Source organism: Pseudomonas sp. BIC9C, assembly GCF_034541995.1.
Taxonomy (GTDB): domain Bacteria; phylum Pseudomonadota; class Gammaproteobacteria; order Pseudomonadales; family Pseudomonadaceae; genus Aquipseudomonas; species Aquipseudomonas fluorescens_CC.
In genome coordinates this window covers 324618-340414 of the sequence record NZ_JAWDGM010000005.1, presented here as the reverse complement: position 1 = coordinate 340414, position 15797 = coordinate 324618, and the positions used below count along the sequence as shown (strand labels likewise).

The following is a 15797-nucleotide window of genomic DNA, read 5'->3' as shown; positions in this document are numbered from 1 at the left end:
CGGGCAAGCCCGCTACCACAGGAGTCTCTGCTCTGCACTGCACTTGTGCACGACACAAAACACTGTGTGCGGGCTTGCCCGCGAAGGCGTCGGAACATTCACCGAAAAACTCCACGGGTCGACCCACGAACGATCAACCGCGCCGAAAAATCCAGCGTCCGCACCGCCCCGTCATCCCCGCGCAGCCGCTTGAGCAGACACTCAAACGCACTGGCGCCCATCTCGGTGGTCGGCTGCGCGAGTGCGGTAATGCCAGTGCCCACCAACGGGTACCAATCCAGGTCATCGAGGGCGATCAGGCCAACGTCTTCAAACAGATTGCACTGGAGTTCACGCAACGCATGGGTGCTGGCCAGCGCAGCGATGCCGTTGGCACAGAACAGCGCTTTCGGGCCGGGGCCGGATGAATCGAGAAAGGTTCTGATGTTCGCGGTGAGTTCGCTGCCTGTTTCGCTGATCGTCCCTCGCAGCGTCGGGCGTTGTCCGATTTGTGCCTTGAAGCTGTTGACCCGCTCGATCCGCGAACTGGTGCCATCGAACGGCTCGGTCACCAGCAGCACATCGCGATAGCCTCGCTCCTCAAGGTGAGCAAGGGCCATTTCGACGGCTGCCGGGTTATCCAGCCCGACCATATCGCTTTCAAGGTGCTCCACCTTGCGATCCACCAGTACCAGGGGCATTTCCCGGTGCAGTTCGTGCAATTCGTCAGGGTGATGACCGAGGGTGTTCACGATCAGGCCCTCGATGTTGTACGAGCGCAGCAGGGCCAGGTGCTGGCGCTCCTGCTCGTCGTCGCGGTCGGTGTTGCACACCACCAGGCTGTAGCCGTGCTGACGGCAGGCGGTTTCCACCCCGTGCATCACGGCAATTGAATAAGGGTTGCGGATATCGGCCACCAGCATGCCAATCAGGCGGGTGCGCCCGCGTTTCAGGCCCCGGGCCATCTGGTTCGGGCGATAGCCGAGTTCGGCAATGGCTTGTTCGATGCGCTGGGCGGTGGCATCGGAGAGCAGGGCGCGATCATCGCCAATGAACCGCGAAACGCTGGCCTTGGAGACCTTGGCGTATTCGGCCACGTCGAGCATGGTCACGCGGCTGCGTTGGGCGGCGGAGAAATCGTTCACGGTCTGAAACCTTCTTATTGGATTTATAAGGTCGAGCACTTTGTGAGATAGTGCTGAAACCGGTTTCAGGAGACACCAAAAGCCAATTCGCCGTCAAGCCCCGGATGATGGATTGTCGAACAATGATCGAGAAGTGGCTGTCAGGCCAGCACGCTCAACCATGCCGAACCCAGCAGCAACAGCGCCATGCAGCGATTGAAGCGTTGCATGGCACGGGATGAGCGCAACCAGCGGCTGGAACCGGCACCGAGCATTGCCCAGACCGTGAGACATGGCAGGGAAACCAGAAAAAACACCAGCGACAGATACACCACCCGCACAGCGCGATGCTCGTCACCTGCGGCGAATACGCTGACCACTGCCAGTGCCATCATCCAGGTTTTCGGGTTAACCAGTTGCAGGCTGGCGGCGCCCATCCATCCGAGGCGTGCTTCGCTGTTGCGGGCGGCAATGGCCGTCGCCGGGGCACTGTAAATCTGCCAGGCCAGATAGCTCAGCCACGCCACCCCGACCCACTGCATGGCGCTTTGCACGGCGGGCCATGCGCTGATCGATGAGCCAACGCCTGTGCCCACCAGCAATACAAGGGTCGCCGCGCTGGCCCAGGCGCCGAAGATGATCGGTACGGCCGCGGCCAGCCCATGGCGGGCGCTGTTGCTCAGTACCAGAATGTTGGTCGGGCCGGGGGTGATCGAGGCCACGAAGGCAAACAGCAGGAACGGCAGCAAGGTCGGGAACGAGGGCAGCATCGCGGGCTAACTCCAGTGAAGATCAGTGAATCCGATCTTCACAATCCGCAGGCTACCTGTCTGGAAGATTTGAGCAGCGTTTGCGGTACAGCGCCGGCGTCAGGCCGTAGGCGCGCATGAACCAGCGCCCCAGATGGCTCTGGTCGGCAAAGCCCAGTTGCATCGCCACCGCCGCCGGTTGTTCGCCACGGGCCAGCAGGCGTCGGGCGGTTGCCAGGCGCAATTGCACCAGATACGCGTGAGGCGCCATGCCGTAAGCGGCCTTGAACGCGCGGGTCAGGCGGAAGCGGTCGACGCCTGTGGCGGCTGCCAGATGATCGAGGCCGATGTCGTATTGCGCGTTGGCATGCAGGTATTCCCGGGCCTTCTGCGCCACTCGCGGCAGACGCGGATCCTCGCCATAACGGGCGCGCCAGTGTAGATGGCTCGTCAGTCGTTCAAGCAGGCCGTCGAGGGCTGTTTGACGGACAATCTTGAGTTCGCCGTGATGCAGGGTTTCAAAGGCCAGGCTGGTGGCCTGAGCCAAACGTACGTCACTGGCCAAGGTGTTGGCGAAACTCAATTCACTGTTGTCCGGGGCGTTGTCGAACACTGCGCCGAGTTCGCGCTGCAACCACTGCGGGTCGAGGTACAGCATGCGGTAGGTGAAACCGTCGGCGGTCGGCGCTTCACCGTCGTGAATGTCCCCTGGCTCCAGTAAAAACACCTTGCCCGGCGTGCTTTGATGTTTCGTCCGCCGACAATTGAATTGCTGGACCCCTTGCTCGGTGACGCCCACCAGATAGCTGTCATGCCAGTGCGGGTCATAGGCGTGACCTTCGAAATGCGCGCGCAGGGTCTCGATGCCGGTATCGGCATCCTTGGCCAGATCGAGCCAATTGTGAGAAATCATGCTGCACCTGCACGGCAAATTGACCGCCCCATTTAACGCCCGCGCCGAGGGCGATGACTAGAACGTTTGTGCAGCTTTCAATTGAACAGCCCGGCGGCGATGTTGATCGAGAACCCGAGAATGGCCGTGTTGAACAGAAAACCGATCAACGACTGTGCCAGCACGATCTTGCGCAAGTCACGGGTGGCCACGCCGACATCCGAGGTCTGCACCGCCACGCCGACGGTGAACGAGAAGTACAAAAAGTCCCAGTAGTTGGGTGTCGTCAGACCTTCGGCAAAACGCAGTGCCGGCTCCTTGCCGTCCCAGGTGTAAAACAGGCGCGCGTAGTGCACGCTGAAAATCACCCCGATCAGCAGCCACGAACCGATCACCGTCAAAGCAGTGAAGCCGTAGTGGAGGAGCTTGCGCGTGGTTTCCAGGTCTTTGCTGCCGGCCAGTTCGAAGGTAATGGTCGCCAGGCTGGCCAGAGCCGCAATGCAAACCAGCGTCAGCACCAGCCCGGCGTTTTCGTCTTCGATTTCGGCAATGCGTTTCACATCAGTGGCTTTCGAACGAACGACGAGCCAGGACATCAGGATCAGGTAAGTCCAGACCCCGGCATTCCAGCCGATGAGTATTTTGCCGATGACCGAATCGGCCGGTACCAGGATACCCGCTGCGATACCGAGCGTCGTGGCAGCGGACAGGCGAGGGTGGGTGCGGGTGAGGAAGGACATGGAGGCTCGATGGGTCGAAGTATTGCAAATACCTTAGCCCAGCGTGGTCAATCGTGACCACAATCCTGAGGCCAATGAAATCGGATGTGGGAGCGGGCTCGCTCGCGAAGGGGCCATCACATTCAACATCCATGTCGACTGACCATCCGCCTTCGCGAGCAAGCCCGCTCCCACATTGGGTAGGTGCTGTTTGCTAAATTTCTTTATGGCGCTTGCGCACCAGCTTCATCACCACCACAAAAAACACCGGCACGAACACCACGGCCAGGGTCGCCGTGATCATCCCGCCGATTACCCCGGTGCCGATGGCCTGCTGGCTCGCCGAGCTGGCGCCGGTAGCCATCGCCAACGGCAATACGCCAAGGATGAACGCCAGCGAGGTCATGACAATCGGTCGCAACCGCAGGCGTGCCGCTTGCAGCGTCGCGTCGATCAGGTCATGGCCTTCGTCGTACAGGCTCTTCGCGAACTCGATGATCAGAATCGCGTTCTTCGCCGAAAGGCCGATGATGGTGATCAGCCCGACCTTGAAGAACACATCGTTGGGCATCCCGCGCAAGGTCACGGCCAGCACCGCGCCGAGCACGCCCAGCGGCACCACCAGCAGCACCGAGGTCGGGATCGACCAGCTTTCGTACAGCGCCGCCAGGCACAGGAACACGATCAGCAGCGACAGCCCCAGCAGGATCGGCGCCTGGCTGCCGGATAGCCGTTCCTGCAACGACAACCCGGTCCATTCCTGGCCCAGGCCTGCCGGGCCTTGCGCCACCAGGCGCTCGATCTCGGCCATGGCCTCACCGGTGCTGTGGCCCGGTGTCGGTTCACCGGAAATGCTGATCGCCGGGTAGCCGTTGTAGCGGGTCAACTGCGCCGGGCCCTGGGTCCATTTGGCCCGGACGAAGGCCGACAGCGGCACCATTTTTTCTTGGGTGTTACGTACGTGAATGTTCAGCAGGTCTGCCACCTGACTGCGTTGATCGCCTTCGGCCTGCACCACGACGCGCTGCATCCGTCCCTGATTGGGGAAGTCATTGATGTAGGCCGAGCCCACGGCCGTGGACAGCACGCCGCCGACATCGGCAAAGGACACACCCAGCGCGTTGGCCTGCTTGCGGTCGACGATCAGTTGCACCTGCGGTGCCTCGGCCAGGGCGCTTTCCCGCACGTTCATCAGGATCGGACTTTTTTCGGCCGCTGCGAGTAGCTCGGTGCGGGCCGCCATCAACTTCTCATGACCAAGGCCACCGCGATCCTGCAGGCGGAACTCGAATCCGCTGGACGTACCCAGGCCATCCACGGGCGGCGGCAGTACGGCAAACGTCACCGCATCCTTGATCTGGCTGAGGGCGACGTTGGCCCGGTCGGCAATCGAGGAGGCCGAGTCGTCGCTGCCGCGCTCGGACCAGTCTTTGAGCGTGCTGAACGCCAGTGCCGCATTCTGACCGCTGCCAGAGAAGCTGAATCCGAGAATCACCACGCTGTCGCGGATACCCGGTTCCCCGGCGTTGTGCGCTTCAACCTGCTCGGCCACCTGCACCGTGCGGTTCTTGCTTGCGCCAGGCGGCAACTGGATGTCGGTGATGGTGTAACCCTGGTCTTCCACCGGCAGGAACGACGAGGGCAGGCGAGCGAAGCACACGCCTAGACCTACCAGCAACACGCCGTAGATCAGCAGGAAACGCCCGCTGCGTTTCAGTGCATGGGCGACCCAGCCCTGGTAGCGCTCGGTCAGTCGCTCGAAGCGACGATTGAACCAGCCGAAGAACCCGGTCTTTTCGTGGTGTTCGCCTTGGGCAATCGGCTTGAGCAACGTCGCGCACAGGGCCGGGGTCAAGGTCAGGGCGAGGAATGCCGAGAACAGGATCGAGGTGGCCATCGACAGCGAGAACTGCTGGTAGATCACCCCGACCGAACCCTGCATGAACGCCATCGGAATGAACACCGCGACCAGCACCAGGGTGATGCCGATAATGGCCCCGGTGATCTGCTGCATGGCCTTGCGCGTGGCCTCCCTGGGTGACAAACCCTCGGTGGCCATGATGCGCTCGACGTTCTCCACCACCACGATGGCGTCGTCCACCAGAATGCCGATCGCCAGCACCATGCCGAACATGGTCAGCACGTTGATCGAAAACCCGAGGGCCAGCATCGTCGCAAAAGTGCCCATCAACGCCACCGGCACCACCAGCGTCGGAATCAGTGTGTAGCGGATGTTTTGCAGGAACAGGAACATCACCGCGAACACCAGCAGCATCGCCTCGCCGAGGGTGTAGACCACTTTGGTGATCGAGACCTTGACGAAGGGTGAAGTGTCGTACGGAATCGAGTACTCGACGTTCGCCGGGAAGTAGCGCTTGAGTTCGTCCATCTTCGCCCGCACCAGGGTCGCGGTGTTCAGCGCGTTGGCGCCAGGCGACAACTGCACGGCGACGGCGGTGGACGGTTTGCCGTTCAGGCGCGTGGAAAACTGGTATTCCTGGTTACCGATCTCGACCCGGGCCACATCGCTGATGCGCACGGTCGAACCGTCCGGGTTTGCCTTGAGGACGATGTCGGCAAACTCTTCGGGGGTCGACAACTGGCCCTTGACCAGAATGGTCGCGGTGATTTCCTGGGTGGTGCGGGTCGGCAGATCGCCGATGCTGCCGGCCGATACCTGGGCGTTTTGCGCGACGATGGCGGCGTTGACGTCCGCCGGCGTCAGGTTGAAGGCGAGCAGTTTGCGCGGGTCGATCCAGATCCGCATCGCCCGTTCGGCGCCGTACAGCTGCGCCTTGCCGACGCCGTCCAGACGCTTGATCTCGTTCATCACGTTGCGCGCCAGGTAGTCGCTGAGCGCCACGTCGTCGAGTTTGCCGTCGCTTGACGTCAGGGTGATCAACAGCAGGAAACCGGAGGAGACTTTCTCCACCTGCAAACCTTGCTGGTTCACGGCTTGCGGCAGGCGTGACTCCACGGCCTTGAGGCGGTTCTGCACATCCACCTGAGCCAGCTCCGGGTTGGTGCCCGGCTGGAAGGTGGCCTTGATGGTGGCGCTGCCCAGGCTGCTCTGGGATTCGAAGTACAACAGGTGGTCGGCGCCGTTGAGCTCTTCCTCGATCAGGCTGACCACGCTCTCGTCCACGGTTTGTGCCGAAGCGCCCGGGTACACGGCGTAGATTTCGATCTGTGGTGGCGCCACGTCGGGGTATTGCGCCACTGGCAGTTGCGGAATGGCCAGTGCCCCGGCCAGCAGGATGAACAGGGCAACCACCCAGGCGAACACCGGGCGGTCGATAAAGAACTGCGGCATAAAAAAGCGTCCTGCTTACTGACCAGTTACCTGGGCAAGTGGAAGAGGGGTGTCGTCGATCTGCACTTTCTCGCCGGGGCGGGCGTGTTGCAGGCCCTCGATGACAATGCGGTCGCCTGCCTTGAGGCCGCTGGTGACGATCCAGCGATCGTTCTGCACGGCCCCCAGCTCGACCGGTTGCTGCCCGACGCGTTGTTCGGCGTCGAGCAGCAGCACTTGGGCGACACCGGCGCTGTCGCGCTGGACGGCACGTTGCGGCACGCTGATGCCCTGCTGGTTGACCGCTTGTTCCAGGCGCACGCGCACGAAACTGCCGGGCAGCAAGTCGAGGTCGGGGTTGGGGAACTCGCTGCGCAGGATGATCTGGCCGGTGCCCGGGTCGACGGTGATGTCGCTGAACAGCATTTTGCCCGGCAACGGGTAGAGGCTGCCGTCATCCTGAATCAGCGTGGCCTTGGCCTGGTCCTGGCCGACCTGCTGCAACTGGCCGGAACGGAAGGCGCGGCGCAGTTCGTTGAGTTCGCGGGTGGACTGGGTCAGGTCGGCATGAATCGGGTTCAGTTGCTGGATCAGCGCCAGCGCAGTGGTTTCGTTTTGCCCGACCAGTGCGCCTTCGGTGACCAGCGCCCGACCGATACGCCCGGAAATCGGTGCGGTGACGGTGGCGTACCCAAGGTTCAACCGGGCGCGCTCCACCGCAGCCTTGCTGGCCGCGACGTCGGCGGCGGTCTGCCGTGCGTTGGCCCGGGCGTTGTCGTAGTCCTGACCGCTGATGGCCTTGTCGTCGATCAACTGGGCGTAGCGTTGCTCCTGCAATCTGGCCTGGAACGCGTTGGCTTCGGCCTTGCGCAACGCTGCTTCGGCGCTATCCAGGTCAGCCTTGAACGGCGCCGGGTCGATGCGGAACAGGACATCACCCTGTTTCACGTCACTGCCTTCACGGAAGGTCCGCTGCAAGACCACGCCGGCCACGCGCGCGCGTACTTCTGCCATGCGCGGTGCGGCAATCCGTCCGCTCAGTTCGCTGCTGATGGTCAGCGGCCGCGCTTCGATGGTTTCGATGCGAACCGTGGCCAGCGGCGCCTGTTCCTCGGCGTTCGAGGACTTGTCACACGCGCCCAGTGTCATCGCCAGCGCAATTAGGCTGAGCCTGGCAAGCAGATTCTTCGACATGTAATACCCCAATAATGACTCCCGGCATCCTACCGGGCGCAGGCGAGGGTAGCGGTTAAGCTTTGTTGGCGCTGTGTGAAAATGTGTAAGGGTTTTAGTCATGGACGAGTGAGGGCGTATATCCTTCAGTCCTTGAATTTTATTGCGTCTGTCAGGCCTCTTCGCGGGCAAGCCCGCTCCCACAGTGGTCAGTGCTGTTCACAGAGGCTGTGTCCACATCAAATCCCTGTGGGAACGGGCTTGCCCGCGAAGAGGCCGGTACCGGCGCTACTGCACTTTCTGGAAACACCCATGCCCAACATCCTCCTGGTCGAAGACGACACCGCCCTCGCCGAACTGATTGCCAGCTATCTGGAGCGCAACGGTTATTCCGTCAGCGTGATCGGTCGCGGTGATCATGTGCGCGAACGTGCGCGGCTCAATCCACCGGACCTGGTGATCCTCGACCTGATGCTGCCCGGCCTCGACGGCTTGCAGGTCTGTCGACTGCTGCGCGCCGATTCGGCGACCTTGCCGATCCTGATGCTCACCGCCCGCGACGACAGCCACGACCAGGTACTGGGCCTGGAAATGGGCGCCGACGACTACGTCACCAAGCCGTGCGAGCCGCGTGTGCTGCTGGCCCGGGTGCGGACCTTGTTGCGCCGCAGCAGCCTCAGCGAGCCGCAGACCGCCAATGACCGCATTCTGATGGGCAACCTGTGCATCGACTTGTCCGAACGCACCGTGACCTGGCGCGAGCAATTGGTGGAACTGTCCAGCGGTGAGTACAACCTGCTGGTGGTGTTGGCCCGGCATGCCGGTGAGGTGTTGAGCCGCGACCAGATCCTGCAACGCCTGCGCGGCATCGAATTCAACGGCACCGACCGTTCGGTGGACGTGGCGATTTCCAAGTTGCGGCGCAAATTCGACGACCACGCCGGCGAGGCGCGCAAGATCAAGACCGTGTGGGGCAAAGGCTACCTGTTCAGTCGTTCCGAGTGGGAATGCTGAGCCGATGTTCAGAATCCTCTTTCGTCTTTATCTGGTAACCATTGTCTCGTTCAGCGCAGCGATCTACCTGGTGCCGGATCTGGTGATCAAGGTGTTCCACGAGCGCTTTGTCACCTACAACCTCGATTACTCCCGTGGGCTGCAAACGCTGATCGTCAAACAGTTTCACGCGGCCCCGACCGAACAGTGGCCAGCCCTGGCCGCTGAAATGGACAAGGACTTCAATCCACTGCACATCGTGCTCAGTGCCAATGACGACAGCAGCCTGACGCCTGATGAGCAGCAGCGCTTGCGCCGTGGCGAGAACGTCGTACGCGTGGGCGATTGGGGCTGGAGAACGCTGGCGGTCGCGCCGCTGAATGAGCGCACCGTGGTGCAAATGGTCGTGCCACCGGATCCGCTGGACGTCAACCTGTTGTACTGGAGCATCAACGTCCTGATCGGCGCGACCATGCTCGCTTGCCTGTTGCTGTGGCTGCGCCCGCACTGGCGTGACCTGGAGCGCCTCAAGGGCGCGGCCGAGCGCTTTGGCAAGGGCCACTTGAGCGAGCGCACGCAAATTTCCCCGAGCTCTAACATCGGCAGCCTGGCCAGCGTGTTCGACACCATGGCCGGTGATATCGAGAACCTGCTCAACCAGCAGCGGGACTTGCTCAATGCGGTGTCCCACGAGTTGCGCACGCCGCTGACGCGCCTGGACTTCGGCCTGGCGCTGGCGCTGTCCGACGACTTGCCGGCGGCCAGCCGCGAACGCCTGCAAAGCCTGGTGGCACACATCCGGGAGCTCGATGAATTGGTGCTGGAGCTGCTGTCCTACAGTCGCCTGCAAAACCCGGCGCGGCTAACGGAGCAGGTCGAGGTGTCGCTGGATGAATTCATCGACAGCATCCTTGGCAGCATCGACGAAGAAATGGAGTCCCCGGAAATCGTCATCGACGTGCTGCTGCACGGCCAGCTCGAACGCTTCAGCCTGGACCCGCGTCTGACTGCCCGCGCCTTGCAGAACCTGCTGCGCAACGCCATGCGCTATTGCGAGAAGCGTATTCAGATCGGTGTGCAGGTGTACGCCGGTGGCTGTGAGATCTGGGTAGACGATGACGGCATTGGCATTCCGGATGACGAACGCGAGCGGATTTTCGAACCCTTCTACCGCCTCGACCGCAGCCGCGACCGCGCCACGGGTGGTTTCGGATTGGGTCTGGCGATCAGCCGCCGCGCGCTGGAGGTCCAGGGCGGCATGCTGACGGTAGAAGCCTCGCCGCTGGGCGGGGCGCGGTTTCGCTTGTGGTTGCCGCCTTCAGCCTGACGCGTCCAGGTGAAAAAACCACTATCAAGCGCTCAACCGACTGCGCAACAGTTTGGCCATCTCTTCCAGATCCGTCATCGGCTGATGCCCGATCAGCATCCAGGCGTGTTCCATGTCGGCCCAATACACGATGTTCAGCTCGCGCCGCCGTTCCCGGGCAAATTGGCGACTGCCGCTGTTGGAGCGGGTGACGCACAGCGCCATGGGGCCGTGCGCCGGATCGAGGTAGGTGATCTGGGCGATGGGGGCACCGTCGTACTCGAGGATTTGCGCACGCTTGAACTCGGCACGGGGCAGGCTCAGTTTTGCCGGCGCGAGGTCAAGGCCCAGGCGCGCATCGATGGTCCGCAGTTGTGCCCGTTGGCTGGCTTCATCAGCGGGTAAGTGATCCAGGGTTTCCGGCACGTAGAGCGCCATGTAATCGGCCACCAGGCCGCGCCAGCTGTGTGTCTGCTGGCTCGCTTGCCAGCCGAGGAACAAACGGTCCGCCAGCACGCCGCCGGCCAACAGTCCGGCCGCCGCGGCAAGGAACCAGCGTCGATTGAGCGCAGGGCGGACGGGAGAGGGCAGTGTGGCGAGCATGGCTTGCAGGCGGTCCACCGGGGCCTGCCGGGCCAGTTCATCGTAGGCGTCCTTGAACGGCAGGCTGCTGCGACCCAGCCATTGCAGGCGCAGGCCGAGCATCGGGTCGGCGATGATGGCCGCGTCGATGCGCGAGCGCTGCTCGGCATCGAGTTGGTTGTCGAGGTACGCCACCAGTTGTTCGTCCGAGGGTCTGGCGCTCATCAATGTTCTCCTCGGTTAGGGTTGGGCACCGTGTGCAACGGTGGGTATTCGGCCAATTTCGCACGAGCGGTGGCCAGGCGACTCATGACCGTGCCGATGGGCACTTGCAGCACATCGGCGACTTCGCGGTAGGACAACCCTTCGACGTAGGCGAGAAACACGGTTTCGCGCTGGGCCTCGGGCAATGCATCGACGCGCCGGATGACCTGTGCCGCCAACACGTGGGTCTGCGCCACGGATTCTCCATCGAACGACAAGGCCTGATCGGCATCCACCTGGCCCTGACCTTGACGCACCCGTTGGGCGCGGACTTCGTTGAGCCAGATCGAATGCAGAATGCTCAGCAGCCAGCGGTCCATACGCGTCCCCGGCTCGTATTGCCCGGCCCGTTCAAGCGCCCGCACGCAGGTGGCCTGCACCAGGTCATCGGCGACATGCCGTTGTCGGGACAACAGCAGGCCGTAGCGCCATAAACGCGCCAGGTGCTGGTACAGTTCCGTTCGTATTGTCTGATCGCTGGCGATGGCGACCTCCGTCCGCTCGGGTTGTCAGGTTTTCGATGAACCGTTGATGGCTTCGGCCAGGTCCTGGTACTCCTCGCACTGGGTATTGCCGCAGATGGCTTTGATCTGCTGCAGTTGCTCCTGTGCAAGATCCAGCCGGCCTTTGATCACATAGGCCTCGCCGAGGTATTCACGGACTTGCGCGTATTGCGGGTCGAGTTTTACCGATTGCAGGTAATAACCGATGCCTTCGTCGGTTCGCCCCAGTTTACGCGTGGCGTAGCCGCGATAGTTCAATGCTTTTGCCGTATTTGGCTGTTTCAGTGTGTCGAGCAGGGCCAGGGCTTCTTCGTAACGCCCGTCCTTGGCCAGTTGATAGGCATAGTTGGTGCGGTCTTCGTCAGGCACCAGGTTGCTGGTCTGCCTGACGCACCGATGCGATCGGGTATCCAGCACCTGACCTTTCGGGCAGTTGGGCCTGGTGGGCATGTCGTCACCGCCGCCACCACCGTTGGCCAGGGCGAGGGAACCGGACAGCGCAACGGTCAGCAACAGCGGGGTCATCAGCACAGCAAAACGAATATTCATGGGCTTGGCTCCATAGGTTCATGCGTTTCAGGTCAGGTCGCGCCCGCCGGATGCAGCGCAAGGTCGAAACAGCCAACGGCTTGAACAATTGAAGGGGGCTGACTGCCCCGGCAATCTCATGTTCACGGTTGATGTCATGAGAACACCGCAGCAAGAACAATTATTCATTGTGGGAGCGGGCTTGCTCGCGAAGGCGGAGTGTCAGGCAGCATTAATGTTGATTGACCCAATGCCTTCGCGAGCAAGACCGCTCCCACAGGGATTGTCGTCGAGCAAAACATCCGGGCGGCGTTCCGACGATGAGCGGCGACTGGCTATCAGCCCAGCAAACGAATGGCTGAACCGGCAGACCAGGCCTGGATGTCCTCGATCATTTGCGAGAAAAACAGCTGGTAGTTCTGTTGGCTCACGTACCCGACATGGGGCGTCGCCAGCACGTTATCCAGCGTCCGGAACGGATGGTGGGCGGGCAGGGGCTCCTGTTCGAAGACGTCCAGGGCGGCGCCGGCCAGCCGCTGTTTCTGCAGCGCCTTGATCAGTGCCGCTTCATCGACAATCGGTCCGCGAGCGGTATTTACCAGCAGCGCCGTGGGCTTCATCCAGCTCAGTGCCTCTGCGTCCACCAGGCCCCGACTGCGGTCGCTGAGCACCAGGTGCACCGACAACACGTCGGCCTGTTCGAACAGTTCCTGCTTGCTGACATAGGTCACGCCGACTTGCGCCGCACGTTCGGCGGTGAGGTTTTCACTCCAGGCGATGACGCGCATGCCGAACACCTGACCGAACTGCGCAACGCGCTGACCGATGCTGCCAAGGCCGAGGATCGCCAGCGTCTTGCCGTGCAGGTCGCCGCCCAGGCCTTGTTGCCACTGGCCGGCACGCAAGGCATTGGCTTCAACCACCAGGTTGCGGGTTGCGGCCATGATCAGCGCCCAGGTCAGTTCCGGTGCGGCGTGTTTGTAGCTGTCGGTGCCGCAGGCCTGAATGCCCAGCCCGGCGGCGGCTTTCAGGTCGAGGGCCGCGTTGCGCATGCCGCCGGTCACCAGCAGTTTGAGCTTCGGCAGGCGGCGCAGCAGGTCCTCATCGAAGCGGGTGCGCTCGCGCATCACGCAAATCACCTCAAACCCGGCCAGACGCTCGGCCAGGGATGGGTTATCGGTGGGGTAGTCATGGAGAAAACTCACCTGGCCGACGCTGTCCAGCGCCGACCAGTCCACCACATCCCGCGCCACATCCTGCCAATCATCAAGCACTGCAATCTGTACAGGCATCAGCCTTTCCTCTTCAACGCACGGGGTTGGTCTTGTTCAGCCAGGCGAGCAGGGCCTGGTGGAATTCTGCCGGCTCTTCCATCTGTGGCGCGTGGCCCATGCCAGGGAATTCGACCAGCGTGGACTGGGGAATCAGCCTGGCCACTTGTTTGCCGAGGACGTCGTAGTGCCCGATCTTCGCCTTGACCTCGGGAGGGGCGATGTCACTGCCGATGGCGGTGGTATCGGACGTTCCGATCAACAGCAGGGTCGGCATCCGCAGGTTGTGGAATTCGTAGTACACCGGTTGGGTGAAGATCATGTCGTAGATCAGCGCGGAGTTCCAGGCGACTTGCGTATGCCCCGGGCCTTTGTTCAGGCCGGCGAGCATGTCGACCCAGCGATCGAATTCAGGTTTCCAGCGGCCGCCGTAATACGTGGTGCGTTCGTAGTTGCGGATACCGTCGGCGCTGAGTTTGAGTTCGCGTTCGTACCATTGATCAACCGTGCGATAGGGCACGCCGAGGGCTTTCCAGTCTTCCAGGCCAATGGGGTTGACCAGCGCCAGTTGCTCGACCTGATCGGGGTATTGCAAGGCGTAGCGAGTGGCGAGCATGCCGCCGGTGGAATGCCCCAGCAGGGTCGCTTTCTGGATGCCCAGCGCCTTGAGCAATTGCTGGGTGTTCGATGCCAGTTGCTGGAAACTGTACTGATAGTGCGCCGGTTTGCTGGAGGTGCAGAAGCCGATCTGGTCCGGGGCGATGACCCGATAGCCGGCGTCGCTGAGGGCTTTGATCGAGCTGTCCCAGGTGGCGCCGCAGAAGTTCTTGCCGTGCATCAGTACCACGCTGCGACCGTTGGCCTTGCCGTGGGCGGCGACGTCCATGTAACCCATTTGCAGGGACTGGCCCTGGGATTCGAGCGCGAAGTGCTTGAGTGTGTACGGATAGTCGAAACCCTGGAGTTCGGGGCCATATGCCGGTCCTTCGGCGTGGGCGATGGCGGGCAGTGCAGCGGTCAGCAACAGGCCGGGTAACCAGCGGGAGAAGGGGCGCGACATGGGGCAACTCCACGGAACATCCGCCGATGCTGCATCGGCTCGATCAGGGCGACATTAAACACAGGCAATCGCCGCCCTTGATGGTTCAACCCATCCAGCCCAATGTCGCCACGGCCAGCACGCCGTAACGGGCGCCTTTGGCCAGCGTGACGATCAGCAGGAAGCGCCCCAGGGGCTCGCGCATGACCCCGGCGACCAGCGTCAGCGGATCGCCGATCACCGGTAGCCAACTGAGCAGCAATGACCAATGGCCGTAGCGTTGGTAATGAAGTCGGGCCTTTTCCAGATGCCGGGGGCTCACCGGGAACCAGCGCCGGTCGCGGAACCGTTCGATCCCACGCCCCAGCCACCAGTTAAGCAGCGACCCCAGGACGTTGCCGAGCGTTGCCACCGCCAGCAGCGCCCAGAGCCAATACCGATCGCTGAGCAGCAATGCGACCAGCACGGCTTCGGATTGCAGCGGCAGCAGCGTGGCGGCACCGAATGCGGCAAAAAACAACCCGAGGTACGCGCCGGACATCAATGGGCGGGGTAGTCCGCAACCACCACGTCAGTGCCGTTCTTTTTCAGGCCAATGACCTGATAGGCATCGCTCATGCCATCCATTTCCATGCCGGGCGACCCCATGGGCATGCCGGGGGCGGCGACGCCAAGCAGATCGTCGCGCTTGCTCAGGGCCAGGACCTGGTCGGCCGGGACATGACCTTCGACGAATTTGCCGTTGATCAATGCGGTGTGGCACGACGCCAGGCGCGGCGGTACACCATGCTGTTGCTTGAACTCACTCATGTTGGCTTCGACGTGGTCTTCGACCTTGAAGCCATTGGCCTCCAGGTGGGAGATCCATTTTTTGCAGCAACCACAATTGGCGTCGCGATGAACCTCGATCGGGATGAGGTCGGCGGCCTGGGCCAGGGAGGAAATGAACAGGGCGCTCAGGGCGATCAGACGCAGAGGGTTTCGCATGGGATTCGTCTCGGCTAACGGGCAAAAAAACGCATTCTGACCATTTTTTCCGGTCAGGCATTCAAGGAGTGTTTCGAAGTGCTACAAAGATCCGCCGTTCGATGATGGTGGATCAACGCTGTCAGGCAGATGAGGGGCACATTACAAAATCGTCAGGTTGAAATGCCGAAGGCGCGTGTCTACTTGATCCCCGGGTTCAATAAAGGTTCTTCACGCAATCCCGGGGAACACCGATACCTGTAGGAGCCGGCTTGCTGGCGATGGCGGCCTCATGGCTGGCGTATTTTGTTGGTGGTGTACATATCCATTTCTGCGGTAACGGCCGCCTAGGGTTCCGCTTTTACGGGGCACTTGGAAGAGCCTGTAGGAGCGAGCTTGCTCGCGATGGCGGTCAAC

15 protein-coding genes are annotated in these 15797 nt (G+C 62.1%); 2 read left to right on the top strand and 13 right to left on the bottom strand.

All coding sequences use genetic code 11. The features are described from left to right. Window positions 1–98 precede the first annotated feature (98 nt). From RS887_RS22450 to RS887_RS22425, 6 genes are all read right to left on the bottom strand, one after another. On the bottom strand, window positions 99–1124 hold the full coding sequence (locus RS887_RS22450) for a LacI family DNA-binding transcriptional regulator (RefSeq protein WP_322617083.1): 1026 nt from the start codon (window positions 1122–1124) through the stop codon (window positions 99–101). A 140-nt stretch (window positions 1125–1264) separates the two neighbouring features. Further along, window positions 1265–1873: a LysE family translocator gene (locus RS887_RS22445; RefSeq protein WP_322617082.1), complete on the bottom strand. Its 609-nt coding sequence runs from the start codon at window positions 1871–1873 to the stop codon at window positions 1265–1267. A 52-nt stretch (window positions 1874–1925) separates the two neighbouring features. Then, on the bottom strand, window positions 1926–2765 hold the full coding sequence (locus RS887_RS22440; RefSeq protein ID WP_322617081.1) for an AraC family transcriptional regulator: 840 nt from the start codon (window positions 2763–2765) through the stop codon (window positions 1926–1928). Between the two features lie 77 nt (window positions 2766–2842). Continuing rightward, the gene (locus tag RS887_RS22435; RefSeq protein ID WP_322617080.1) at window positions 2843–3484 is read right to left on the bottom strand and encodes a DUF1345 domain-containing protein; all 642 of its coding nucleotides are present in this window, start codon (window positions 3482–3484) and stop codon (window positions 2843–2845) included. A gap of 193 nt (window positions 3485–3677) precedes the next feature. Continuing rightward, entirely contained in the window at window positions 3678–6776 is a 3099-nt protein-coding gene (locus tag RS887_RS22430; protein ID WP_322617079.1) for an efflux RND transporter permease subunit, read from the bottom strand. A 15-nt stretch (window positions 6777–6791) separates the two neighbouring features. Next, window positions 6792–7949, bottom strand: coding sequence for an efflux RND transporter periplasmic adaptor subunit (locus RS887_RS22425; protein ID WP_322617078.1), 1158 nt, complete (start codon window positions 7947–7949; stop codon window positions 6792–6794). A 291-nt stretch (window positions 7950–8240) separates the two neighbouring features. On the opposite strand from RS887_RS22425, the gene RS887_RS22420 reads away from it, so the two are divergent. Both RS887_RS22420 and RS887_RS22415 read left to right on the top strand, forming a co-directional pair. Then, window positions 8241–8942, top strand: a complete 702-nt coding sequence (locus RS887_RS22420) for a response regulator transcription factor (RefSeq protein ID WP_007985461.1) — start codon at window positions 8241–8243, stop codon at window positions 8940–8942. Window positions 8943–8946: 4 nt separating this feature from the next. Next, window positions 8947–10248, top strand: coding sequence for an ATP-binding protein (locus tag RS887_RS22415; RefSeq protein ID WP_322617077.1), 1302 nt, complete (start codon window positions 8947–8949; stop codon window positions 10246–10248). 24 nt (window positions 10249–10272) lie between these two features. On the opposite strand, the gene RS887_RS22410 is transcribed toward RS887_RS22415, so the two are convergent. The 7 genes from RS887_RS22410 to RS887_RS22380 form a co-directional block, all read right to left on the bottom strand. Then, window positions 10273–11034 (bottom strand): transcriptional regulator, encoded by a 762-nt coding sequence (locus tag RS887_RS22410; RefSeq protein WP_322617076.1) that lies wholly within the window; start codon window positions 11032–11034, stop codon window positions 10273–10275. Continuing rightward, window positions 11034–11516 carry an RNA polymerase sigma factor gene (locus RS887_RS22405; protein ID WP_376739150.1) on the bottom strand — a complete coding sequence of 161 codons (483 nt, stop codon included), beginning with the start codon at window positions 11514–11516 and terminating at the stop codon, window positions 11034–11036. Before RS887_RS22405 ends, RS887_RS22410 begins: the two co-directional genes overlap by 1 nt. Window positions 11517–11582: 66 nt before the next feature. Then, window positions 11583–12125 carry a tetratricopeptide repeat protein gene (locus tag RS887_RS22400; RefSeq protein ID WP_322617075.1) on the bottom strand — a complete coding sequence of 181 codons (543 nt, stop codon included), beginning with the start codon at window positions 12123–12125 and terminating at the stop codon, window positions 11583–11585. Between the two features lie 317 nt (window positions 12126–12442). Continuing rightward, window positions 12443–13396 carry a D-2-hydroxyacid dehydrogenase family protein gene (locus RS887_RS22395; protein WP_322617074.1) on the bottom strand — a complete coding sequence of 318 codons (954 nt, stop codon included), beginning with the start codon at window positions 13394–13396 and terminating at the stop codon, window positions 12443–12445. Window positions 13397–13409: 13 nt separating this feature from the next. Beyond that, window positions 13410–14435 carry an alpha/beta hydrolase gene (locus tag RS887_RS22390; RefSeq protein ID WP_322617073.1) on the bottom strand — a complete coding sequence of 342 codons (1026 nt, stop codon included), beginning with the start codon at window positions 14433–14435 and terminating at the stop codon, window positions 13410–13412. An 85-nt stretch (window positions 14436–14520) separates the two neighbouring features. Then, on the bottom strand, window positions 14521–14955 hold the full coding sequence (locus tag RS887_RS22385; protein ID WP_322617072.1) for a YqaA family protein: 435 nt from the start codon (window positions 14953–14955) through the stop codon (window positions 14521–14523). Then, window positions 14955–15401: a DUF411 domain-containing protein gene (locus RS887_RS22380; protein ID WP_322617071.1), complete on the bottom strand. Its 447-nt coding sequence runs from the start codon at window positions 15399–15401 to the stop codon at window positions 14955–14957. Before RS887_RS22380 ends, RS887_RS22385 begins: the two co-directional genes overlap by 1 nt. Window positions 15402–15797: the final 396 nt, after the last annotated feature.